The organism is Pedobacter faecalis (assembly GCF_030182585.1).
Classification (GTDB): domain Bacteria; phylum Bacteroidota; class Bacteroidia; order Sphingobacteriales; family Sphingobacteriaceae; genus Pedobacter; species Pedobacter faecalis.
The window spans coordinates 1,246,451-1,271,921 of sequence record NZ_JARXOW010000001.1 but is presented as its reverse complement, the minus strand read 5'-3'; the positions used below and the strand labels follow the sequence as shown (position 1 = coordinate 1,271,921).

20 protein-coding genes are annotated in these 25,471 nt (G+C 44.5%); 9 read left to right on the top strand and 11 right to left on the bottom strand.

Features of this window, described 5'->3' with window-relative positions:
- Positions 1-21 precede the first annotated feature (21 nt).
- From QEP07_RS05640 to QEP07_RS05630, 3 genes are read right to left on the bottom strand one after another with little or no spacing between them, the layout of a single operon-like run.
- Positions 22-420: a DUF1573 domain-containing protein gene (locus QEP07_RS05640; RefSeq protein ID WP_285008998.1), complete on the bottom strand. Its 399-nt coding sequence runs from the start codon at positions 418-420 to the stop codon at positions 22-24.
- An 11-nt stretch (positions 421-431) separates the two neighbouring features.
- Entirely contained in the window at positions 432-1,088 is a 657-nt protein-coding gene (locus QEP07_RS05635) for a bacteriocin fulvocin C-related protein (protein ID WP_285008996.1), read from the bottom strand.
- A complete protein-coding gene (locus QEP07_RS05630) occupies positions 1,066-1,701 on the bottom strand; it encodes a bacteriocin fulvocin C-related protein (protein ID WP_285008994.1) in 636 nt (211 codons plus the stop codon). The genes QEP07_RS05635 and QEP07_RS05630 overlap by 23 nt, the downstream gene beginning before the upstream one ends.
- A gap of 533 nt (positions 1,702-2,234) precedes the next feature.
- Between QEP07_RS05630 and QEP07_RS05625 the strand changes: the two genes are divergently transcribed.
- Genes QEP07_RS05625 through QEP07_RS05615 form a run of 3 tightly spaced genes read left to right on the top strand, consistent with a single transcriptional unit; the run spans position 2,235 to position 5,919 of the window.
- Positions 2,235-3,572, top strand: a complete 1,338-nt coding sequence (locus QEP07_RS05625) for a hypothetical protein (protein WP_285008992.1) — start codon at positions 2,235-2,237, stop codon at positions 3,570-3,572.
- Between the two features lie 32 nt (positions 3,573-3,604).
- Positions 3,605-4,834 carry a hypothetical protein gene (locus QEP07_RS05620; protein WP_285008990.1) on the top strand — a complete coding sequence of 410 codons (1,230 nt, stop codon included), beginning with the start codon at positions 3,605-3,607 and terminating at the stop codon, positions 4,832-4,834.
- Between the two features lie 44 nt (positions 4,835-4,878).
- Positions 4,879-5,919: a DUF1573 domain-containing protein gene (locus QEP07_RS05615; RefSeq protein ID WP_285008988.1), complete on the top strand. Its 1,041-nt coding sequence runs from the start codon at positions 4,879-4,881 to the stop codon at positions 5,917-5,919.
- Positions 5,920-6,375: 456 nt separating this feature from the next.
- On the opposite strand, the gene QEP07_RS05610 is transcribed toward QEP07_RS05615, so the two are convergent.
- From QEP07_RS05610 to QEP07_RS05575, 8 genes are all read right to left on the bottom strand, one after another.
- Positions 6,376-7,509 (bottom strand): TlpA disulfide reductase family protein, encoded by a 1,134-nt coding sequence (locus tag QEP07_RS05610; protein WP_285008986.1) that lies wholly within the window; start codon positions 7,507-7,509, stop codon positions 6,376-6,378.
- Positions 7,510-7,514: 5 nt separating this feature from the next.
- A complete protein-coding gene (locus QEP07_RS05605) occupies positions 7,515-8,927 on the bottom strand; it encodes a PKD-like family lipoprotein (RefSeq protein WP_285008984.1) in 1,413 nt (470 codons plus the stop codon).
- 14 nt (positions 8,928-8,941) lie between these two features.
- On the bottom strand, positions 8,942-9,757 hold the full coding sequence (locus QEP07_RS05600) for a DUF4843 domain-containing protein (protein ID WP_285008982.1): 816 nt from the start codon (positions 9,755-9,757) through the stop codon (positions 8,942-8,944).
- A 17-nt stretch (positions 9,758-9,774) separates the two neighbouring features.
- Entirely contained in the window at positions 9,775-11,286 is a 1,512-nt protein-coding gene (locus QEP07_RS05595; RefSeq protein WP_285008980.1) for a RagB/SusD family nutrient uptake outer membrane protein, read from the bottom strand.
- Between the two features lie 23 nt (positions 11,287-11,309).
- Entirely contained in the window at positions 11,310-14,723 is a 3,414-nt protein-coding gene (locus QEP07_RS05590; RefSeq protein ID WP_285008978.1) for a SusC/RagA family TonB-linked outer membrane protein, read from the bottom strand.
- A 200-nt stretch (positions 14,724-14,923) separates the two neighbouring features.
- Positions 14,924-16,120: a FecR family protein gene (locus QEP07_RS05585; RefSeq protein ID WP_285008976.1), complete on the bottom strand. Its 1,197-nt coding sequence runs from the start codon at positions 16,118-16,120 to the stop codon at positions 14,924-14,926.
- A gap of 90 nt (positions 16,121-16,210) precedes the next feature.
- Positions 16,211-16,780, bottom strand: coding sequence for an RNA polymerase sigma factor (locus tag QEP07_RS05580; protein WP_285008974.1), 570 nt, complete (start codon positions 16,778-16,780; stop codon positions 16,211-16,213).
- A 2-nt stretch (positions 16,781-16,782) separates the two neighbouring features.
- Positions 16,783-17,760, bottom strand: a complete 978-nt coding sequence (locus QEP07_RS05575) for a glycoside hydrolase family 43 protein (protein ID WP_285008972.1) — start codon at positions 17,758-17,760, stop codon at positions 16,783-16,785.
- 402 nt (positions 17,761-18,162) lie between these two features.
- Here QEP07_RS05575 and QEP07_RS05570 point away from each other — a divergent pair, with 402 nt between their 5' ends.
- The 6 genes from QEP07_RS05570 (at position 18,163) to QEP07_RS05545 (ending at position 25,471) form a co-directional block, all read left to right on the top strand.
- Positions 18,163-20,232 (top strand): glycoside hydrolase domain-containing protein, encoded by a 2,070-nt coding sequence (locus tag QEP07_RS05570; RefSeq protein ID WP_285008970.1) that lies wholly within the window; start codon positions 18,163-18,165, stop codon positions 20,230-20,232.
- A 47-nt stretch (positions 20,233-20,279) separates the two neighbouring features.
- On the top strand, positions 20,280-21,062 hold the full coding sequence (locus QEP07_RS05565) for a 3-keto-disaccharide hydrolase (RefSeq protein WP_256004658.1): 783 nt from the start codon (positions 20,280-20,282) through the stop codon (positions 21,060-21,062).
- 83 nt (positions 21,063-21,145) lie between these two features.
- Positions 21,146-22,492, top strand: a complete 1,347-nt coding sequence (locus tag QEP07_RS05560) for a M23 family metallopeptidase (protein ID WP_285008968.1) — start codon at positions 21,146-21,148, stop codon at positions 22,490-22,492.
- Positions 22,493-22,507: 15 nt separating this feature from the next.
- Positions 22,508-22,915, top strand: a complete 408-nt coding sequence (gene arfB / locus QEP07_RS05555) for an alternative ribosome rescue aminoacyl-tRNA hydrolase ArfB (protein WP_256004663.1) — start codon at positions 22,508-22,510, stop codon at positions 22,913-22,915.
- Positions 22,916-22,978: 63 nt separating this feature from the next.
- Positions 22,979-23,776: a Fic family protein gene (locus QEP07_RS05550; RefSeq protein ID WP_285008966.1), complete on the top strand. Its 798-nt coding sequence runs from the start codon at positions 22,979-22,981 to the stop codon at positions 23,774-23,776.
- Between the two features lie 66 nt (positions 23,777-23,842).
- Positions 23,843-25,471, top strand: a complete 1,629-nt coding sequence (locus tag QEP07_RS05545) for an acyl-CoA carboxylase subunit beta (RefSeq protein ID WP_285008964.1) — start codon at positions 23,843-23,845, stop codon at positions 25,469-25,471.

Genomic DNA, 25,471 nt, shown 5'->3' with positions numbered 1-25,471 from the left:
TGAAACCAAAAACTGTTTGCCTTAATCAACGTTACCAGAGATGTAAACAACATGGAAAATGTCTTCAGTGTTTAATTTCAACACCACCGATTTTCTAATGTAACCAACCTGGTTGCTGTCTGGCTTGAAAGTCACCGCAACTATGGCGGAATCTTTAGCAGGTATGGAATCCTTCGTGATTGAAGCAACCGTACACCCACAACTTGTTTCAACAGCTTTCACAAGAAGATCGTTTTTACCAATATTTCGGAGAGTGAAATGTGCATTTACCGAATCAGGATATTTTATCGTCTTAAAATGATACTCTTTAGATTTTATTTCCGCCATCGCTGGCTGAGTATCGGCTTTGGTTTGTTTACAAGCAAGTTGTAAAGTGGTCGTGGATATCAATGATACCATTAAAAAGCGAGTCAATGTCATGCGTTAACGGTTTAATATTCACACTTATTACCATCACACTCATTGTCCATAAGTGCCCCACATCCGTTTGGCGCACGCAGACACTCGCCTTGCTTTTGACAGTCTCCATATTGTACTCCTGGAAACGTATATCTTACACAGGTATACCTTGCTCCTACAGCGCAGTGACAGTCTTCATACTGTTCGGAACCTGATGAATTTAGGTTACTCTCTTTAACCGCATCATCATACGTAAACAGTAGCGTGTGAATCTGTATATCTGTGAAAACGGATTTTTGCCGTTCGATCCAATTTGGGATCTTAACCTGTTGAAATACTTCTTTTACGTCTCCAGGAGTGAAAACTTGTATTGATAACATGTCTATCAGTTCACCTATTGCCCTTTTTTGTGCCGTGTTAAGGGCTGAAGATTGCATTTTTTTAAATTTAGTCAACCAGAAATTCAATTTTTCTTCAGGAGATAATGTCGCGAAGATCAAATTCCGTTCCACAGAAAGTGTAATGGTATTTAATTTGTTTGTAATTGCCTTTCCAGTTAGAAAAGGCTTATTTAATTCTGGATCGTAAATTTCGTTTTCCTTACACGATACAAAGATGCAAGATAGAACAAAGATAAAATATAATTTAAATCGAATCATGGTTAAGTTAATTTGTACAAAAGTTTCCATCACATTCGTCATCCATAAAAGCCCCGCAGCCTGTACTCTGCGTAACGCAATCATAGGCAACTAATACCCAGCAATTAGCAAAATTACCTCCTCCTAAATAACAAGTCCAATTCGATCCTCTAGCGCAGTGACATGCTGGTAATTGTTCGTCTCCACTTGATGAGATGGAGAAATTGGCACCGTTACTATTTTCGAGGGTGAACAATAGGTTATAAATTTCATCTTTGGTAAAAATCGATTTACTTCTCTCAATCCAATCCGGTAGTATGGCAGTCTTGAAAACCTCTTTATATTCTCCCTTACGGAAAAAGTCTATTTTTAGGCTTTTCATTATGTCCTTAATTAATTTGACTTGATTCGAGTTGTATTTATTACTTTCAATAGCTAATTGGAGTTTTGTCATCCATAAACTATGGCGTTCGTTTTGGGAAAGAGAAGCGTAAGCGATTCTTGCTTCTTCAAATCCCTGTAACCGTTGTATTTTTTGTAGAGTAGCTACAGACTGTTTCGTAGGCTCGAATCCGGATAAATTCGATTCGTCTTTGGCACAGCCTAATAATACGCAGACACAACATATTGCAATTGTGATTTTTATAAATTTATTTATTATCATAACCTTAACGTGCAAGACTTATTTGGCAAATGAATTTTTTCATGTTAAATTATGGATTGGGTAAACATTGGCTATAATATTCGTTGTGTGCAACACACAAGCTTCCATCTTCACAAATTGTCGGCCCATCCCAGCCAATTCCCCCGCACTGAGTGTAAATTTTCGCCTTTACGCTAAACATCGCCACGCAGGCAAATAAAAGAAGCAAAAAAAATAGTGATTTTTTCATAAATTTGATTTGTATAAATAATTGGATTAATTTCATAAGAAGTGAGTTGCGTTAAAAAGGTGGTGAGTTGATTTAATTGAGATAAATGCGTTAATTAGTTGTTTAAATCAATAATAAGGAGAATTATTTATAAAAGCAAAATAAAAAATTATAAATTTGAGTTCTATGAAATTAACGCTCGATAATGCAGCTCCTTAAAAGATATTTCCATGTACTGTTTATAATATTAAACATCCAGTGTGGAGATCGATCGAAGCCAGATTCTGCGCTTATTGAAGATTCTGTGCGATTTCTAACCGCCAATATGAGATCCCACGTTGGGCAGGAAAAAAAATTTTTAGACGTGAGTGGGCGCGACCGTACTTATGAAGTTGAAAATTACAGGGGTTCGTTGACTGCGAAGGAACTACTGGACAGTTTAAGAGTATACCCTTATATTGAGACTATACACGACACATTAATTTTAGGTGAGAGAGATATCTTAGAAACAGTTCGAGAAAGAGTAGATGTTTATAGGAATCCAATTCTTCCTCAACTCAAAGATTATCCACTTGATATATTTTTTGACTATATCTTACCATATAGAGTAGGCATGGAAAAATATCACGACTGGCGGACTTATATGAAGAATAAATATGTCTCTTATTTGGCTACTTTTTCTCTAGAAACGATGAGTATTAAAGATATCTCCCAAGCAATAACTTTGGAACAAGAGGGTTTTGGTGGATATGCATCAAATCGTAAGCTTCAGGTTAACAGGCCGTCTCGTAACCAAACGGTACATCAAATACAAAGGATCAAAATGGCGTTCGACTGTGAAGATTTTGCAATTAGATCCCTCTACGCCCACCGGGCCGTCGGAATCCCCGCCGCATACGAAATAATTCCCCTGTGGGGAAAGTTTAACTATGGACACGTTCAGGCTTCTGTTTTTTTTGAAGATGGAAAATTCTATCCAATTCAGTTTGGCGATACAGTTCCTTTTAAATATCAAATTGCAAAAATGTACCGGCGAACGTTTAGAAGTCAAGTAAATCCGTTTCACGAAATTCGGAAGCTGGGTGAGCAGGAGTATAATATTCCTTCAATTTTCAATCACTCAGATTGGATCGATGTTACATCGGAAAGAACAGATGTTGCAGATGTGGCCTTTGAAAATAGAAACTATGCTTTGAATGTGGCATATATAGCAGTTTATAATGCAGGGTATTGGAAGCCTATAGAATGGTCAAAGTTAGAAAGAACATCCGATAGCTTTATATTTTGTGCAATGGGCGCGAAAATCTTGTATCAGATAGTGGGTTATCGTAAAGGTAGTATGCTTACCTTAGGTGCCCCGTTTGCACTTAATGTCGATGGCAAGTTGGATTGGTTTAAGCCTGTCGGAAGAAGGGTTAAAGCAAAATTGCATTATTCTGATCGTCATACACAAATCCAAGAGAACTCTTCATATATATTGTATTGCTGGGATTCGCAGGTAGGTCGGTGGCAGCAAATTCAGCGATCTAAGGCAAAGAATTCCTATTTTGAGACGATCAAAATTGACGTTGGTAATTTATACAAATTGGAAAGCGATAACGTAAACTTGGGTGATCCAGTTCGACCGTTTACCGTGAATGCCGAGGGACAAAAATGGTGGTAAGGTTTTTTTTTCTATTAGTTATCTCGATAATAATGGCTGCATGTAAATCAGGCCATCGAGACTATTCAGCCTTTTTAAGGCGTAATTCAGGAAACGCAGAATTGAAGAAGATAGTTGATTTCTACTACACATCTCATGACTTTGAGACAAAGGAGATGACGGAATACCTACTTAACACTTTACCCTATCAATATACTATTAAATATAGCTTAACCAAAGACGCTTTCACGATACCGTTGGATCGGCCACTATCTGCGGATTCGTTAGAGGCGGTTTTAATAAACGAGAAATTCGCTCTAAAAGCTGATACAAGTTTTTTTATTGACAGTATTTCTGCGAATGTAGTTATCGATAACATAAATTTTCATCGCAAGTTGAGGCGGCAATACGTTTGGTTCTCAGAAATCCCAATTGATAAATATTGTAGGTACGTTTTACCTGATCACATAAATAATGAGTATGTATACAATTACAAACATTTCTATAGAAGGAGATACCTCCCTCGAGTCAAAGACATTCTAGAGAAAGGCTCGGACACAACGGAAACTATTACTAGTTATCTAGCGCCGTTTTTTGAAAATATAGAGAAGCCTCAGCGTAGTTTTGTAGATTTCTATTCACAACCTTCCGAGAAAATATTGTTGGAAAGCCACTTTAGACATCGAGATTTCGAGGATATTAGTGTAATCTATACACACGCGCTTCGGTCAGTGGGGGTTCCTGCAACATATGAATATATTCCTGTCCTCTCCCCCCACAGTGATGGCCTCACATACGTCCATACGTTTTCTTACAATGCCCGATCTTCAGCCTTTGATCTCAATAGCAAGAAATATAATTTTAGAATCGCAAAGTGTTATCGTAATGAATTTGATGTTAGACTATGCACCAATCCCTATCGCGAGATATTAAAGTTAGGTGTCAGAGAATGTGATATTCCTTTATCTCTGAATATTCCGAAAAGTATAGATGTGACAGGAGAAAGAACGGTAGTCACAGATATATCATTCAACTTGCCTAAGAACTTCGAAAAGGATAAAATACTGTACTTGTCAGCTTTTGGCGTCAACTGGAGGATTATTAGTTGGGCAAAGGTGGATGACATCTCCAATAAAATCACTTTTACCAATATTGGAGTCGGTCTTAAATATAAGATTGTTCGATATAAAGCTCGATTGAGCACTGATGTCAGTAAAGACTTTGTTGTGCATTCTGGGAACAATGAGGAATTGAAAGGGATATTAATGACAGCCTATAAGTGACATAAGTATGACATATTTGTGATGTAAATATTTAAATTTGGATTATGAATAGGTTAGCGTTTCTGTATTTACTCCTGTCGACTACGTTATTAGCATCTTGCAGGAAAGATCGTATTATATTCTCAGACGGCACATTGCCTGAGATATTCGAGGAAGCAGCTCGTAAAAAGAAAAAGATTTTTATATTAGTTACGGACGGTGAGTGTGGTTCCTGTAAGGCATTCATGTCGTTTGTGAATAGCAACCGTCAGGCTTCGGAATCTATTGTTAGTGAATATCTTACGTTTAAAGCGGACTTAAGTACTCCCGCGGGCAGAGAGATAGCCCAGATTCTAAAGACTCCTGCATATCCATACCCTTACTTTTTTTCTTACGATGGCACTTTACTAGCTTTTGGGTTCCCTAATAATCCAGACTTTGACATTTCGCCGCTGCACAATATAAAAAATGATCCATACAGATTTAAAGAACTGTTTGGCTTGCCGATATCCCCTGACAAATATAAAGATCTTATATCGTTAAGCGTAAAAGCTGCATTAGATATAGATAAAGGTAAAATGCTTAGCGGTTATAAACATATTTTGAAGTCATTGGAGATAGCGCATTATCCTTTTAATATTAAAACGTATGGTACCCTGTCTAGTATGTTAAATTTTGAGCAGAGCGCTGTTGTCAAGTATATGCCGTCTGGTTCTGATCGGATATTGTACGGCAATCTTAAACGGTATCTAGGTAAGGACAGTGTTGTAATCCATGACTCCCTACGTTCAAGGCATATTAACGCAATGGATTATCCGAAGGAAATTAATCTCGGTAAGATAGGGAGAGGAAAACACTATGGGTTTTCTTTTGACCTACAAAACTTGTCATCTGACACATTAAAGGTATACAAGATTAATCCAGCTTGTGACTGTACAAAGATTCAACTTGATAGCATTGTGAAAATTGCCCCGCATGAAAAGGTAAATTTCGCAGGTACCGTTCGGCCGTATGCCAGTGGGTCGCTCAAAACGGTTATTTTCGTTCATACGTCAGCGTCAAACAAGCCGGTTATTACCCTTCCTATTACTGCTTATGTTAATTAAACAAATTATATTATGAAAAAGCTATTAATTTTATTCTCACTTCTTGTCATGACCTTTTCGACAAATGCGTATGATCTTCCTTGGAGTCAGTGTGGGGGAACAAATTTTCCTCCTGAGCTAAGTTATTGTCCGGAAACGTGCTTTTGCTACCGTTACGAAGAAAGGTATTCTCAGTGTATACCTATGGAATTCCATCATTTGTTCTATCCAGATTAAGCGTCAAAAATCATTGGACTTGCTGCTAAAGAGGTTGTTATTCGGGATGATGTGAAATATCTCCGATCGATACGCAAACCAAGTATATAAATATCAATGAATACCGACAGGATAAACTCCTGTCGGTATTGAAACGACCTCGAAACGCTCCATGCGCGCTATCAAGGTTGAAGACGAACTGTAACTCGTTTCAAACCAGAAACTATTTTATTGCTGACTGGCGCGTCATATTTCTTTGTATTAAAATATTTCGTGAAGTTTGCTGTTCAATGTTTCGGTTAATAGGTTTACAGCAATGATCTTTCCAGTTGGATCTATCAAAAAGTTTGCGGGCACCTGTGTAACGCCATATATCTTTCTCACGTCGTTTTCCCACCCTTTCAGGTCAGACACCTGAGTCCAGGTTAGCCCATCCTTTTTAATCGCATCCATCCACTTGGCCTTATCGCTATCTACCGAAACGCCAAGGATCTCAAATCCCTTGTCCTTATATGCAGCGTATTGCTTAATCAGGTTAGGGCTCTCCGCGCGACAAGGAGAACACCAGCTCGCCCAGAATTCTACAAGTACGTATTTGCCCCTGTAGTCCGATAAAGACACCGGCTTGCCGTCTACATCCTTCTGCGTAAAATTCGGCGCAGTAGCGCCTAAGGCGGTCACCTTATCGGCTGTCATTAATTTGTAGAGGGTCTGGCCATCGTACGAAAGCCTGAGCTTTTCGCTCATGTTGTTAAAGACCTCCAGGATCACGCCGGGCTTTGTTCCATAGCTTGCTTCCATCAGGTTATACATAGCGAAATAAGATTTCGGGTTCTTACGGGCAAATTCAATGATCTTGGTCTGCCTGGAAGCCTGCATTTCGTTCACCTTTTTATCAAGTACTTTAACGAATAAAGTATCCTTTTTCTGCTCAGCCGTAGCCCTGCTAAAAGCCACATTGGCGTTGTGGTGAATGGTCATCACCGGCGGGCCCACCGCTTTGATAAAAGCCACCGACTCGTCGTACACTTTCGAACCAGTCCATTTGGCGTTGTACAGTGAATCTGACGAGGTGATATGAATCTTTTCTTTCCCAAAGCTTGGATAGATCACATCACCCAAGCCACCACTGCCATAAACCTCCTTATCGCGGATACCCTCGCGCGAAAGGGTCATACGCCCGGAGGCGATGTTTGCAATATAACCGGTAAACTTAAACGTACCGTTCACCAGCTCGCAGGAATCCTGCTTACCTTCCCCGTCCGAACCATAGTCCAGATAGATCTTAGCCGGTTTGTTTAAGTTCCCAATTTTACCGGTGATGGTAAAATTGGGCGCTTGTGCAGCCGCCGCAACAGGGGCCAGGGCTGCCAGTATTAAAACTTTCAGTTTCATTGATTTTAATTAGTTCTTACCACAATATCCACCGGGCTTCCTGGAATTCCTTCAACTTTATCGATTAAAGTACCGTACTTACCAGTAGAAATGTCCAGATTGTAAATTCCTCCCTGGATGCCCACCCTAAGAATTTGTTCGTCTTCCGATAGTTTAATCATTGATACAGGTTTTTCAAAAGTTGTAACAAGTTCCCGAACCTCTTGATTCAGGGGATTATACCGATAGATTTTTTCTCCTTTGGTCATAAAAATAACGCCATTGCTGGCACCTTGCCATTTCGTATCTGCTGTAATGAGATCTTGTCTAACAAATTCTCTCTTTCCTAACGGCTTAAATTCGAATGGACCAGTAAAGTTGACTGTAAAATGAAGCTCGTGGATTTTCCCGTCAGCTGACTTACAGTAGGCATAGCAGTCTGTATTGTTTAGTTGCTCCATGTGGATGAGGTCCATGTCCACAGCCATTGGATTGAACGCTGCTGGCGAAGGAACTCCATATTGTGTCCCGAAATATGTAGGGCCACTATACACGTTGAATCTCAGAAACTGTTTACGGTTTTTATCAAAACCTACAAAAGAGGTTCCTGCATTTGCCTGGGTCATAATAAAAGAAGGCGCTAGTTCATAATCACCTTCTGCAGGACCGAACATTCCGTAGGTAGGTGCCTGATCCCAAGTGTTTGTTGTACCTCCGTATAAGGTTCCGTTTATTACGCCGGCCATAATACCTTGCTGATGAGGTTTTAAACTTCCCACTTCAATATTATCCGGAGCAACAAAGAAGTTGTCAGAAAGTGTGTTCGGATATTTAGGGTCTTCAACCATAGTGTTTGGTTCAAGCCTGACCCCACCGTTCTTGGTAATGATCCAGTATCCGAGCATTGTACCACCCGTAAACCGGTTTCTGAGCAGGAACAGGTTCATCGGATTTGCAGGAAGGTCTTTACCATGTATAGCCCGGTAAAGTCTAGCCTGAACCGTTCCGTCCGGCTTTATAAAGGAGAATTGTGTAATCCCATTTTCAACACTAAGCACGCTTGTTCCCCGTGCAAATTCCGTAGCGCCGTCAATAAAGAACTTGTGGAAATATTTCATTCCGTTTGCTTTATTGTACACGGTAAGCCGCCCAGGATAGCGTTTAGCCTGCAATCCGTAGATTATACGAAGGGATGCACCGGTATCAAGGACATCGGTGCCTTCCATAACACTAATTCGCCAGTGCAGTTCAATGTTCGCAAGATCTTTACTCTTAATCGTAGGTGTAATGATTAGGCTATCACCAACATTTGCTGTAAAGACTGAATCCATAACAACTTCAGGTGTTTCCGGCATGTCGATCTCATAATGACCCAAATCTTTGTGGCACGCGGTAAATATTACCGAAATTACCGAAAGAAAAAATAATAACTTTCTCATGTTCGTTTTACTGTTTAGATGACTTCGTTTCCGTTTTCATCAATGAAATAATATTTCCCGTTCTGTTGGTTCTTTCTGAGCAATGTCTTCTTAGTCGGGTTGTTGATATTGAAAAAGTAATAACTGTCGGCATTTCCAGGGGTTACTTCCTCAAGCCTGTAACCCTTAGCAGCATTCTTAGTTACCCAGTTAAACGGATTGTTTAACATAGTAGTTAGCAAGCCCGTGATATAAAGGTTCTTCGGAGCATCCAAGCCATCAGTTGAGAGCTCGGTGACACCCGTTACGATAATGAACAACTCATGTTTGACTCTGGAGTATGGTGGCAAAGGCCACATATCCCACCAGTGTGGTTTTTCGAGCTTGGCAGAGAATACAACCTTTGCTCGAATCCAGTAGGGATTTTCTATGTGAAAATCTTCGGATGCGGTCAGTTTAATAATTGCCGACACAGCGCGATTCTCCAATTCCGGATCTTTATTATAAATCACAAAGGGGAGCCAAGCAAACCCGGCATTTGCAGGTATAGTATAATTATCCTTTAGGGCTTCGTAATGTAAGCCCTCAACTGCCGAAGTAGAATCTGTCTCTATTCTAGCTCTGAATGTTCTGGGTGCACCAGTGCGGACGCCAGAAATCCGTACGGGTATCCATACAGTATCTTGGGCTAAGGTAGGATTATAGGCAAAAGTTTCTACAAGGCTATCTTTTCTGCCGTCAAACTGGAAGTCGAAATAGACACCCGCAGTGTGATCGAAACGCATCTCCTCGGCCTTTTTACAAGAAGCAAGGGCGATGATTATTCCTAATATTAATATATATGATCTCATTTTTTCTTATTAGTTACTTATCTTCCTCCGTATACGATTTCGTCATTTGGTAAGGGCAGAACGAAAATCCTGTCAGACGCTGGAATAGTCGAACCTGTTTGCCCAGTGATAGACCTGTTAAGGCGCTTATACATATAGAACAACTGTCCTTCCGCTAGCCATTCCTTCCGACATTCTTTTATAAGTTCCCTCATAAACTCTTCCTGAGAGTTAACTCCTGTAAGGTTATCAACATCTCTTTGAAACCTCACGGCGTTGATGTATTCAAGTGCCTTGCTAGCGTCAGTCGGATAAGTACATTCCGCTGCTATATAATACATTTCGCTCAACCTGATCGCTGGCGCCATCAGGTAATGCAGGTTTGCGCTCTCAGCGTCGTTTTGTGAATTTCTATTATATTTAACGATGTCGTATGTTTTCGCCGTGATCGAGCCGGTTAGGGATAACCAGTTTTTAAAACGCAGGTCATTGGCACCAGCAGCGCCAGTCTCATAAATATTGCGTGCGGCATCTTCGCTTAGATGCAATCCACGTGTGCCGCTCACAAACCAATTCTCTTTAATATCTTCTGTCGACCCTTCTACATACCACGATCTTGGCATATACCAGCCAAATACCAGCTCCTTATATAGTATGCGGTCCTTTTTAGACTCTTCAAAGGCGTTGAAATCTGTCTTCAGTGTCCAGGGAAACTTCTTAGCATTGATCACTTCCAACGCATTCTGAAGTGCCATCGGCTGATCGTTCTTGTACAGATATACTCTTGCCAGCGTTCCGCAAACGGCATAATAATTTAAACGGTGTCTGCGGTTTTGCAGGAACTGAAACGGAGAAGTCTCTTCTGTGTTGGTGTCCTCGTCTACTACTCTGGGGTAGTTAATTAGATACGTTGCATTGCGGATCGGGTCTGCAGCCAGCAGTTGCTTAGCTTCTTCTAAATCAGCAATAGCCTTGTCAATAGCTTCTCCGACCGTCGACATAGGCGTAACGTCTTTGGTGTATGCCATGACATAGGGAATACCCTTGTTAGATGCACCGCGGATATATGCAGGAGCAAAAAGCCGCAGCGCGTCGAAATGCAGATAAGCACGCAAAGCCAGCGCTTCGCCTTTCACGATCGCGTAGTTGTTGCCCGAAAATACATTCTTGTTTTTATCAACGTTCTCCAGAATCAGGTTAGCATTTACGATCCCGTTATACAGGGCTGCCCATATCTTGTCCTTACGGTCGATGAAATCAGAATTATTATAGTTATACTGACTTGTTTGAGAATAATTCAAACCTTCGTTAAAACCCATTGTATAATTCTGAGCAAGTACTTCCGGAGTTCCAAAAGTCATCTCCTTACCGTACAGATCTGTCTGGGCACAACGAGTATAGATGCCCGTCAGGGCTTCCATAAAGCCATTTTCAGTACTGAAAAGCACTGGCGCCGAGATTTCAGACTCAGGTTCCACGTCAAGCCACTTTTTGCAGGAGGTCAGGGAAACGACGACGGCCAGCAAACCGATTATTATTTTTGTGTTCATGTGTTTAATGATCATGTCTTACCTTAAAAAATAGCGTTAATTGAGAAGTTGATGCTTCTTGCAAACGGATAGTCAATGCCTCGTTCTTGCTTTACTGATGACCATCTGGCAAGATCGTTCGCAGTCACGGCAAATCTTAGGGCACTCATTTTTAAACGTGAAGCAACACGTTTCTCAAAATCATACGACAGATATACAGACTGTAGATTGATCATGTTGTCTGGCATCACAAAGCGGGAATTTACTTGTGTTTCGCCTCGGTCTGCAATGTTTTTGTAAAACACGAGATCTCCACTTTGTTTCCACTTTTCGTCGAATACACGTCTGTCAACATTGTACCTTGCGTCAGCGTTCTCAACCCGGTCAACCAACGTATTATTGTACATGTCGCCGCCAAAACGAGATTCAAAGGTTGCAGTCATCAAAAAGTTTTTATACCTAACAGTACCTCCAAAAAAGCCGTTAACCTTAGGGTCACTGTTTCCTACCACGACAACATCATTAACGTCATAGGTGTAAGTCAGTGAGCCATCGCGCTTTCTATATAATTCCCTGCCATTTTCCGGGTCAATCCCAAGTGAAGGGACCGCATAGATGGCGTTGATCGACTGTCCTTCGTTGTAACGCAGCAAAGGAATACCCCTGAAACCGTTCTGATCTGTAGGGGTTGTCTGAAGTTCATTTGCGCGATCATTATATTTCTTTAGCGCGTTTGATATACGGACAATCTGGTTTCTGTTTGCTACAAGGTTAGCTGTCAGGCTAACCGTCCAGTCCTTCTCACGCACCGCGTCAGCCCTTAAGTTCAACTCAGCACCCTTGTTTTCCATATCCCCAAGGTTTTCTTTGTAAGAATAGAAACCTGTTGAAGGTGGGAGCGTGATGTCCGCAAGAATGTCTTTAGTGAACTTCCTGTAAACCCGTGGTGACACGAATATCCTGTCTTTAAATAAACCTACTTCAATACCGATATCTGTCATCTGGGTTTTCTGCCAGGAAAGTGCTGAGTTACCATAATTGTTTACGATAGCTCCGATACCGCTGCTGTACCAGTTACCATTTTGATAGTTATAGGTAGTCCTTGATAAATACGGTTCAAATTCTACCGAACCTGTTAAACCTGTAGACGCCCTTACGCGAAGCTGGCTGATAACCGGATGACCGGCCAGAAACTTCTCATTGTGTACATTCCAGCCCAGACCGAGCGACCAGAAAGGTGCCGTCCGGTTTTCGTTACCAAACTTTGATGAACCATCCAGACGGCCGGTTGCATCAAGCAGATATTTGTTTTGATAGGAATAATTCAAACTCATGAAAGAACCGAGCAAACGCGATTCACGGATTCCGCTCAGAGGCGTAGCGTTTTCGGCGTAACCCCTGGCAAAACCGATGCTAGTAAACCTGTCGTTAGCAAAACCGACTGCTGTGTATTCTTTCTCGTCAGACAATTCAGTGCGGGCGTTTACACCACCAAGCAGGTTAATGGCATGTCCGTCCAGTTGTTTAAACCAGGTAAGGCGGATATTACCGTCCCAGTATGTTTCTTTTCTGTGTCTGTCGGTATAGCTACCCTTCTCATCAAGTCTTGTCGATTCGTAGAAATAGAACTCGTTGGACATCGGCGACTTAAATATGTCATCAGAATTAGAGCGTGTAGTTAAACTCATTTGACCGCGTAAACGTAAGCTGTTCGACAGTTCATAATCACCTGATAAATTGTTGATGATCTCAGTGTATGCCGACTTGTTGAAGCTGCTTAGACCAGCGTCGTAAAGCGGGTTTAGAACAACGTGCTCGTTACGTGCTTGATCTTCCCAGAGATCAACCTCGCGCAGTACTCTGCCATCAGCATCGCGGATAGGGTAGTAAGGGTTCATCCGCACATAATTGGCGAAGCTTCCGTAAGGCGACTCCTTCGCATTCATTTGGGTAATAAGCAAGTCATTCCTCAAAAGAAGCTTGTCTTTATTGTACATGAAGGTCATACCGCCAGAGTACTGGTCTCTAGACGAACCCTTCATTACACCAGGTCTTGCCTGATAACGAAGATCAACGCCATAGCGGAACGTTTCCGATCCACCTTCCAGGTTAACCGAATGCTTTTGTCCGGCAGTAGTCCTTACAGGTTGCGAAAGCCAGTAGGAGTCAACTCCACCTACAACATTTCTTAATTTGCTGTAATATAATTCGTCAAGTTCGTCTTGAGGCAGAAAAACCACGTTCGAACTATATAGACCAGCAAGCTGCTCATACTGTAGTTTTTCTGAAGCATTCAATACCTGGTAGTCTGAAAGATCCGGCGTACTCACGTATCCCTCTGCGTTATAAGTAATTCTTAAGGAACCCTCCTGAGGTGCTTTGGTCGTAATAACAAGAACACCATTGGCGGCACGGGAGCCATAAATTGCGGTTGCTGCGGCGTCTTTAAGCAGGGTAACCGAGGCTACCCGGTTAATGTCCAGGTCAAAGATCTTTTGTACGTCTACCTGGAATCCATCGAGGATGAAAGCAGGCATATTTACCGTGCTCGTAATGTTGTCCCTGCGCAAAACTTCACCGTCGCCGCTAGGGAGTGCCGACGATCCGCGCACGTTGATATTAGGTAATCTGTTTGGATCGGAACCACCAAGATTGTTCTCCATAAGTCTGAAGGAAGGGTCAAATGCCTGGATACTTTGCAGTAAATTCAGAGGATTAACACGCTTAAGCTCCTCTCCGGTTACGGTGACGGCGTTATCAGTGTAACTCTCTTTCTTTATTGTCTGGTAGCCTGTGATAACGACGTTATCCATGGAATTTACCAGAGGCTCAAGGACAATATTCAAACGTTTTGCGTCGCTTACCTTAACTTCATAAGGCTTATACCCCACATAGGTAAAGACGATCACGTCACCCGCTTGGGCGTTTATTTTAAATTCACCTTGCCCATTAGTCTGCCCAAGCGTAGCTTTGGTGCTCTTAAGCGAGATATTCACCCCGGGCATACCCTCTTTCGTATCACCATCAAGTACCTTACCTGTAATCTCCAGTCTACGGGCATTGATCTGGTCCATGAGCGATTGGTTCATTGTCTGCGCCTCGTTCATGATCACAATGGTGCGGTCCACGATCTTATAGGTCAGGTCCTGTTTGTCAAGGAAAGCCTGTAAAGCCTCCTCAAGCGGAACATTCTTAAGCTCCACATTAAGCAGGCGGTTCTTGGTATTGATTTTACCGTTATAAAAGAAAAGATAACCTGTTTGCTTTTTTACATCGTTAAACAAACTCTCCAATGTGGCATTGCGCCTTGAAAGGGTTATGTTCTGCGAGTATACGGCGGCCGACAGGTGCATGGTGCCGAGTAGTAACAAAATAGCAGTTAACTTCATCGCTATTAAGATTTTATACTTTACCCGCTGTATCCGGGATACAGGGTTGTAAAGAAAAGTTAATTTCATACTTTTGAATAAGAATTAGGTTAATAAATAGCAGCCCGACCTTCTACTTCCGGCTGCCGACCTCTTTTAGGGCCGAGGGTGGTGAGATACCTTCGGCTTTTTTAGTCTGAATTGTGGTGGTTCTAGGTGTTTAGTAGCTGTCTTTTCATTCTCCTGGTTTAGTTGGTAAATAATCCGTTAGTTGGTTTAGGTGGGTATGATTAATTATTGTCATTATTATCCTCTGCTTTATACCGGATGGTTATTTCCCGGCCGCGCACATCAAAATCAAAGCCTTGAAGCTTAAGGATTTTGAGTACTTCCGACAACCTCATACTGCGGAATATACCGCCCGAAAATGTGTTGTCAGAAAGATCGCCTTCATAGCGTATATCAATATTGTACCAGCGCGAAATCTTACGCATCACCGAGCGGATATCATCATCTTCAAAAACAAACTGATTGTTGGTCCATGCCAGTTCCTTATCCAGGTTTACAGTCTGTTTCTTAACCGGTCCCGCTACCTGTCTGTTCACTAATGTTTGCTGTCCCGGTACAATGATGCTCTCATAACTGCCTGAAGAAACCTTTACAGAACCCTCAGCCAGTGTGGTTTTCATAGTTTCCTCGTTATCGTACGCACTGATGTTGAAGTGCGTACCAAGCACTTCTACCGTCTGCATACCCGACTTGATACGAAAAGGCATCTGTCTGTTTTTAGCAACCTCAAAGTAGGCTTCACCACTGAGTTCAACCATTCTTTCATCGCCCTGAAATGACGTCGGAAAGACCAGGGAACTTGCTGCGTTGAGCTTCACCATCGTTCCGTCGGGCAACACAACCGTATATTCACCACCGTTGGGGGTGGTAATGGTATTCTTAAGTTGAGCAGTTGCCTCATCCATTTCAGCATCCGCACCAGCCTTCGCTACGGTATAAATGATCTTGCCGTCGGCCGTTTTCGTAATGCTGATGCCAGCCTGCCGGGCAATCTCCCCATTGGCGGCCTCTGTAAGCACTACCTGCGCGCCGTTGGCCAAGGTTAAAGTAGCCTTATTGCCACCAGGCAGGGCAAGTTCGTCCACCTGCGCAATCAGGTCTTCCGAGCTTCTATCCGCGAAAAAATAAGCAGAAACAGACACCGCGATAGCCACCGCAACAGCTGCGGCAACACCGCCCAGCCACAAACGTTTTACACGTCCTTTAGATTGCAGGGCAGCGATCCGCTTGTCGGCGGTCGACTTAATCTCGTTGCGTACAAAGGCATAAGACGACTCGTTGTGGTCGTTAATCAGGTCGGCGCCCTCCTCAAACGCTTTATAATAGCGTTCAAGGAACTCAACTTCCGCTTTAGTTGCGGTATTTTGCCGGTATCTTTCCAGCATGTCCTGAAAATGCTGCTTGTTAATATCTTTCATTATGCCCTATATCTTATAAAGAGTCGTTTTTTTGAGAATAGCCCACGCCAATCGCAAATATTTTTTCAATTGTTGGGCTGCCAGTAAAAATTAGCGTAAAAAATGCACGAAAAAGATCATAAACAGGGAAGAACGAAGCGTTGCGAGTGCTTTTCCTAACTGGTTTCTTACTGTTTTAGGAGATATCTGTAATTGTTCTGCAATTTGCAGGCTCGAAAGGTCATCTTCGAACCGCATTTTAAAAATGGTGCGCTGCTGTGCGGGCAGGCGCTCTACCAAAAGACGGAACTCCTCAAGGAATTGCTTGTGCATAATCAGTCCGTCGCTGTAGACCGGGTCGGCCGTTTCGCCTGCTTCTTCCGGCACGATTTTCAACCTCGACTGCTTTTCGAAATGTTTAAACACTCCGTTTCGCGCAGCCACATGCAGATACGAAGACAGGTTTTCAATAGGCGAAGCAGAAGCCCTGATCCATAGCTGCACAAATACATCCTGAGCAATGTCCTGCGCTTTCTCTATATCATTCAGGCGCTTGTACGCCGCATTGAAAACCTGTTTCCAGTACCTGTTGTACAATATGTCGAAGGCATGCTTGTCCCCCTCACTTAGCTGAAGCAGAAGTGTCGCATCGTCTAAGTTATGGGCGCCTTCGTGTTGCATTGTTAAAGCGGATTAGCCGTAACCCCCTCAAAGGTGATCTTCACCGGTTTAATCAAGCCGTTCTCGTCAAATTCCATTTTATCTATACAAGTAACACGATGATTACCATTGGTTTCGCCAAGTGGCCTGCGGTGATAAACGATATAATAATCCTTCGTCTTAGGATGTTGTATCACCGAATGGTGACCAGCACCTGTGGCAATAGCAGGGTCTTGCTTTAAGATTTTATCCACGCGGTTAAAAGGTCCGAACGGCGAATCGGCAATCGCATAAGCTACAGAATAATCGGGTCCTGTCCAGCCGCCTTCAGACCACATGAAGTAGTATTTTCCGTCGCGGATAAACATAAACGGACCTTCTACATAGCCTTTTGGCGTAATCTCTTTATACATTGTTCCGTCAGGGAATGGCACAATGCTCTTAAAGTCTTTGCTCAACTTCACTACGTTGCAGTGTCTCCAACCGCCATAGTACATATAGTACTGACCGTCTTTGTCTTTGAAAACATACTGGTCGATAGGCTGCGCGCCATTATGAAAAGCATCAATCAGCGGCTTGCCGATATGATCTTTAAACGGACCATTCGGTTTGTTAGACACCGCTACGCCGATACCGCCCAGCTCCTTGTTGTTCTGAATGTCGTTGGCGCCGAAAAAGAGGTAGTATTTATTGCCTTTTTTAGTGATCGATGGCGCCCACATGGCTTTGTTGGCCCATTTTATACTTTCCTTTTCCAGAATTCTCGGGTGTTTGGTCCAGTTCACAAGGTCCTTAGAGCTGTAAGCATCCATAAAGATCTGTTCCTCGTAGCGGGCAGAGTAGGTGGGGTAGATCCAGTATTGTTTTCCAAAGATAGCCGCCTCAGGGTCAGCATACCATCCTGGAAATACCGGGTTTCCCGCAGTTTTTTTCTCTGCCTGCTGGGCAGAAAGTGAAAAACTTAAACCCGCCATACAAAGTGCAAGTGCAATTTTTTTCATTTAATGTGTTGTTTTTTGATGTGTCAAAGCTGAAAAAACCCCACTGGCTTTTTCAGATGCCAATATATCAGAAAAAATCCTCTTAAGGAACAATAATCTACAAAATTAGTCTATTACCGCCAGCCAGAACACCCCTCCTTTGGTTCATGCAGCATATATGTGCGGCAATCGGCTGCTGTAATAAGCGACAAAGTTGCTCGTCGACCAGCCCTTGCGATAGGTTTGACAGGGGTTTGGAATACCCCTTGGGGTATATCAAACCTATTCCAAACCTCTACGAAACCTATACCAAGCATAGCACAGCCAGAGCTTTTCAGCGCTCTTTCCTTTAAAATTCCTTAATATTACAGAGAGGGATGTATCAACGAATAATTGTTAAATTGCGCCGTCACCACACAAGATATGAAACATTCTTTACTTTTTCTCATGGGGCTATTTGCCCTGAATGCTTTTTCACAGCAACCTCAGCCTGCTAAACATACCGGCAATTATACATCACAAGTCAATGTCTTTCTAGGCAGTTCGGGCGATCACGGACAACTTTCGCCCGCGGCAAGCTATCCTTTCAGTATGCTCAGCATTGGTCCGCAAACCTATCCGCATACACATACCGGCTATGAGCATAATGCCAAACAGTTTTTGGGTTTTACGCACAATCGTTTCGAGGGTGTGGGCTGTATGGGCAGTGGGGGTAATCTGTTTATTAAGCCGTTCCTGGGCAAATATCAGGAAGACGAACGCCTGATGAAGGTTAAAGAAAGCGCTTCCCCGGGTTATTACAGTGTGGGTTTCAGCAACGGCATCCATGCAGAAATGACCGTTATGGCCAATCAGGGCATGCACCGCTATACGATGCCGAAGGGCGAAAAAGGATTTTATATCGATCTGGGTTACGCCTTTAACGGAGGTTTTCTGGCGGAGGAACATAAGATCGACGGAAATAAGATCACTGGATTCATAAACTCCAAAACCACTTGCGGTGCTGGGGCGTACCGGGTTTACTACGAAGTGTTATTTACCAAACCGGTCAGGTTTGAAAGTCTGACCGAGCGCAAACTGCTGGTTCTCGCAGGTGCGGAGGATGAAGAGATTGGTATTAGGGTCAGCTTCTCATCTACTGGTGTGGCCTATGCACAGCGCGCGCAAAGCACCGCCGATTTTTATGCACTGAAAAAGCAGAGTGACGCAGGCTGGGAAAAACACCTGGGCCGGATTGAGGTAAAGGGCGATGCCGAAAGGGAAAAATTATTCTACTCGCTGCTGTACCGTACGATACAGTCGCCCTACCAAATCTCGGAGGCCGATGGTGCATATAAAGCTATAGACGGGTCGACACAAAAGGCGACAAACATGATGTACAACGGCTGGGCCATATGGGACAACTACCGTACACAACTGCCGTTGCTGTCGCTCGCTTACCCCGAAAGGTTTCAGGATGTGGCGGTGTCTATCGCAAACCTGTACAAGTACGGCAAGAAGGACTACGCCACGAAGAACGAACCGTCGCCTACAGTGCGTACAGAGCATGCGGTGGTTGTGATCCTGGATGCGTTGCGTAAAGGACATAAGATCAACACCAAACAAATCACCGATTCCCTAATTAAAGAAGTTGACGGACTCGATTATGGTCAGCCCGACAAAGCACTCGAGGCTTCTTACGATGCCTGGGCGCTGTCGGAAATCCTTAGACTGCAAGGCAATAAAGAGCTTTCGGCCAAGTACCTCGCTAAAGCGATGGAGTATAAAAATTACTGGAATAAAGACTTTAAAGACATTACACGTTCGGATGTAGACCGCATGCAGGCGCGCAAACTATACCAGGGCACCATTTGGCAGTACCGCTGGTTCGTGCCTTTTGATGTAAAGGGGCTGATCGATCTGATTGGCGGTGAACAGACCTATATCGAGCAGTTGGACTACTTCTTTAAAAATGACCTGTATAATCACGCCAATGAGCCCGACTTGCAGGTTCCGTTGATGTACAACGCTACGCCGCAGGCCTGGAAATCGCAGAAGCTGATGCGCAATTATGCGGTAGACACGGTGGTGCAGTATTATTTTAACGACAACAGCCGGGGCATAGATCCGTTTGTAGATCGTATTTATCAGAACAAGCCGCAGGCTTACGTGCGCACGATGGACGACGATGCGGGAGCTATGTCGGCCTGGTTCGTGCTTACCGCTACGGGTATTTCACCAGCTTGTGTAGGGCATCCGGTTTACTACCTCAATGTGCCTTTGTTCCGCTCGGTGAAGTTCAGCTGGCCTAAGGGCAAATCGCTCGACATAGAGGTAGAAAACTTTTCGGAACGCAATATGTATATCCGCGAGGTGCGGCTGAACGGCAAGGTGCTGGGGCGCAACTGGCTCAGTCACGATGAGATCATAGCGGGCGGCAAGCTTGTTATTGTGGCTACCGATGAGCCTCAGGAAAATAAAAATATTTGGGTCACCGATGTGAATGCCAGATAAAAGCCTTTATATTAGTGCCACAAATGAAAAATATAATCAATTATAGCATGAGATCAGCTAGAATACTTTACACGGTTTCCCTGGTTATAGGAGGAATAACGATGGCGAATGCACAGAACCAGGCTAAGCCTGAAGATACAGAAGTGTATACCCCGGTACCTAAAGTGGTGCAGGCAAAGGGTGTGTTTACGCCGCCACCTTCAGATGCCATCGTGCTTTTTGACGGAAAAGACCTGAGCAAATGGGTGATGACCGAAAATCGCGACCAGCCGGCCAAATGGACGCTTGGAAAGGGCGTGTTTACGGTCGACAAAAAAGCGGGTGGCAATATTGAAACCAAGCAGTCATTTACCAATTACCAGCTTCACCTGGAGTGGCAGGTTCCGGCCAACATTACCGGTAAAGGTCAGGGTAGGGGCAACAGCGGACTTTTCCTTGCTTCGCTTGGCAAAGGCGATGGTGGTTATGAATTGCAGATCCTTGATTCTTATCAGAACGATACTTATACGAACGGACAAGCTGCCAGCGTTTACAAGCAGGCGGTGCCATTGGCAAATCCTACCGCAAAACCGGGAGAGTGGAACTCATATGATGTGATCTGGCATGCACCTGTTTTCAATGATGACAAGTCTTTGAAGGAGCCGGCAAGAGTAACTGTGCTTTTTAACGGGGTACTGGTTCAGGATAACTACACATTGAAAGGCCCGACCCAATACATTGGTGAGGCAGCATACAGACGTGCGCATGGTGCTTCACCCATCAAGCTGCAGTCGCACGGCGATCCGAGTGAGCCGCTGAGCTTCCGCAACATCTGGATCAGAGAACTGTAAATAGCTGCACCTTAAGGTGCTTAAGATACAAAAACCAAACACTACCATGCCAGGATTGTTTTTCTTGAACAATCCTGGCATTTATGTTTTATACGGTTGATCGTTTTGGTTTAGGTAAGGTGCGTGCCTTGTGGTGTGCAGCGGTGTTGCTTTTGGGTTTACAAGCCTGCCGCACAGGACCCATAAACCTGTTCAAAGCCGCTTCGCCGCATGACGCTTATCAGCGTAAGCTGGTCAGCTCGGGGCTCGACCGCACAGCAATGGGTGCACAGTGGATTTCAGCGGCTGAACAAAGCCGTACCCGTGCGCTTCGTATCAATGTTCCGTTTAAGGAAAGCGGATACTTCGCGGCAGAAAAGGTACCCGCTGTTGCTTATACTTTTGAGGCGGTGCGTGGACAAAAACTTACGTTGAGCCTTACAAAAACACCCGCCGAGGGCTTTATGATCTATATGGACCTATGGGAGCTGCGCGACGACCGCGAGGCAAAGCTTGTGGCTTCTGCCGATACGGTGGGCAGCCCGATAAGTCTGGAGGCCAGTCGCGCCACCACCTATATGCTCCGACTTCAGCCTGAGTTGCTTCGCAGTGGCTCGTATACGCTTCAGATCACCGCCGGCCCTTCGCTAGATTACCCCACCGCTTCTTCAAAACAGCACAGGATACAAAGTTTTTTTGGCGATGGAAGGGACGCGAATACCCGGAAGCATCAGGGCGTAGATATTTTTGCACCGCGGCGTACACCGGCGCTGGCTGTGGCAGAGGGCACGGTGCTGCGTGTGAATGAAAATAATTTGGGCGGCAGGGTGGTATGGCTGCGGCCATCAGGAAAGGACTATACGGTATATTATGCCCACCTCGACGAGCAGATTGCCAGGGAAGGGCAGTCGGTAAAGCCTGGCGATACACTCGGACTGATCGGCAATACCGGCAATGCGAAGACTACCGCACCGCATTTGCACTTTGGGATTTATACATCTGAAGGCGCCGTGGATCCCTTTCACTTCATTAACCCTGTGGTGAAGACCCCGCCCGAGATCACCGCGTCGCTAAGTGCACTTAACGCTACTCGGCGGACACTGAGGTCGGCGGGCTTGTATACTGGGGCCGACAGAGCCTCGAATGAACTTGCTACTTTGCCAGCAAATACCGTTTTGCATATTACCGGTGCAAGCGGCAGCTGGTACCGGGTGCAATTGCCCGACCAGACCTTAGGGTATGTGGAAAGCCGGCATACCGGCAGTGTAGAAACGCCGGTGAGACGTCTTACCCTGCGCAACGAGGCCCAGCCCTTATACGACCGCCCGGATAGCGCGGCGGCAGTAAAGCGTTTGGCCAGTGCAGGTGAAGCAGTCAGCGTGATCGGTACGTTCAAAGGGCATCTGCTGGTTAGGGACAAGGAGCAGGAGACTGGCTGGATCAGGGAATAACTGTACATTAGCACCATGATACCGGCAAAAGAAGATATTCTTAAAGTGGCCGTTTTCCGCACTTCGCGTAGTGGCGGTAAAGGCGGACAAAACGTTAACAAGGTTTCGAGCAAGGTGGAGCTGCTGTTTCATCCTGATAGCGCACCTTTTCTAACTGATGAAGAGAAATCGTTGTTGCGCGAGCGACTGGCAGGCAGGATTGATGCCGAAGGTTATTTACATGTCGTCTCGCAGGAAGATCGCAGTCAGCTGATGAATAAGGAGCGCACGGTCTTAAAACTGATTGACTTGCTGCGCAAGAGTTTGCATGTAGACAAGCTTCGCAAACCCACGAAAACGCCGAAGGCAGTGATCAGGAAAAGGCTTGAAAACAAAAAGATTCAGGCACAGAAGAAAGAGGGGCGCCGGCGACCGGAGTGGTGAGGGGCTTGTAAGATGGATTTTTAATGGATACATTTACAATCAAAATACTCATGATTTGGTAAGATGGACTTAGTAAAGCTAATAGACAGATATAACACCTTAGGCATAGCACAGGTGGTAGATCATGAGAAATTTAATCATATTTCGATTGTTCACCATTCGACTAAAATTGAAGGTTCAACGCTGACTGAGCTGGAAACAAGGGTTTTGCTTGAAGACGGTTTAACTCCTAATAACAAGGCTTTGCATGACACGCTAATGGCGACCGATCACTATGCCGCTTTGTTGTTTACATTACAGGAAGCGAGAAAAAAAAGGACAGTATCTTTGGATTTCCTGAAAGAAATTAATTCGCTGGTGTTGCGCAATACCGGGCAGGTTTATCATACGATGCTCGGGGTTGTCGACGCGACGAAAGGTGAGCTCCGACTAGGCAATGTTCAGGCTGGGATCACCTACTTCCCGAATTATAACAAGCTTGTTCCGTTACTGAACGATATGATTAGCACTATGAAGGAGTTAATGCAAAAAACGTTAACAGTTGCGGAACAGATTAATCTTTCTTTCGATGCGCATTACAACCTTGTAAATATCCATCCCTGGTACGACGGTAATGGCAGGACTTCGCGACTGCTGATGAACTATGTTCAGTGTTATTATGATTTGCCTCTTGCGATCGTACACAACGAGTCAAAGCCGGGTTACATTACAGCGCTGAATCGCTCGCTGGATACAAGTGACCTGACCTATTTCCGGGAATTTATGAGCAAAGAGTACGCAGAACGTCTAAAGGCTGAAATTAAAAGGTTCGAGGAAATTGACCGCCCCAGGAAGGGAAAAGGGTTTAGACTGATGTTTTGATGTGTTTGAACCAAAGCCTGTTTCGGACTTTTGTTATGCTGAAAAATAGGTTTAACTTGGTCGCCCATGGATATAGCATTCAACAAAAACGAGGACGTAAACAAGCAGCTGGTCTACGACATGAAGACCCGCCTGAAGAAGATATATAAGGGTGGCGGCGAAAAAAGTGCGGCGAAGCAGAAGGAGAAGGGAAAGCTGCTGGCGCGGGAGCGTATAGCCTACCTGATCGATAAAGACAGCAACTTTCTGGAGATCGGTGCATTTGCAGCCGAGGGTATGTATGCGGAACAGGGCGGCTGTGCTTCTGCTGGGGTGATCTGCGGTATCGGTTATGTGGCCGGACGGCAATGCATGATCGTGGCCAATGATGCCACGGTAAAGGCGGGCGCATGGTTCCCTATGACAGCCAAGAAGAACCTGCGCGCGCAGGAAATTGCTATGGAAAACAGGTTGCCGGTCATTTATCTGGTCGACAGTGCCGGCGTGTACCTGCCTATGCAGGACGAGATATTCCCGGACAAGGAGCATTTCGGCCGGATGTTCAGGAACAATGCGATCATGTCTTCAGAGGGTATCGTGCAGATCGCGGCCATCATGGGTTCCTGCGTGGCCGGGGGTGCTTATCTGCCCATAATGAGCGATGAGGCGATGATCGTTGACGGTACCGGCTCCGTGTTCTTAGCTGGTTCCTATTTGGTTAAATCGGCTATAGGTGAGGAGGTCGACAATGAGACGCTCGGCGGCGCCACCACGCATTGCGAGATTTCGGGGGTGACCGATTATAAGCATCCGAATGATCAGGCCTGTCTGGACAGTATCCGGAATATCATAAGTAAAATGGGCGCACCGGAGTCGGCGGGTTTCGACCGTATAAAGCCTGCATTGCCTAAACTGGAGCAGGAGGAAATTTATGGGGTTCTTCCGGAAAACCGGGAGAAGCCTTACGATATGCTTGATATTATACATCGCCTGGTAGATGATTCTGACTTTGAGGAGTATAAGAAGTTATACGGACAAAGCATTATATGCGGACTGGGCCGTATCGACGGCTGGGCGGTAGGTATTGTGGCCAATCAGCGTAAGGTGGTGAAGTCAAAAAAGGGTGAGATGCAGTTTGGCGGGGTGATCTATTCCGACAGTGCGGATAAGGCTACGCGCTTTATTATGAACTGTAATCAGAAAAAGATTCCACTGGTGTTTTTGCAGGATGTGACGGGCTTTATGGTGGGCAGTCGCTCTGAGCATGGGGGCATCATCAAAGACGGCGCAAAGATGGTTAATGCAGTATCAAACTCCGTAGTTCCTAAGTTTACCATAGTGGTAGGCAATTCATACGGTGCGGGCAATTATGCCATGTGCGGGAAGGCTTACGATCCGCGACTTATTTATGCCTGGCCTACAGCCAAGATCGCCGTGATGGGCGGAGCACAGGCTGCTAAGGTATTACTACAGATACAGGAGGCTTCGCTGAAGGCGAAGGGGGAGACCATTACGCCTGAAAAGGAGGCTGAACTGCTTAAAGAAATCACCGATCGGTACGACGGGCAGACCACGCCATACTATGCTGCGGCGAGGTTGTGGGTCGACGGTGTGATTGATCCGCTGGAGACTCGCAAGGTCATTTCCATGGGTATAGAGGCAGCAAATCAATCGCCCATAAAAAAGCCGTTTAACGTAGGAGTTATCCAGACCTAA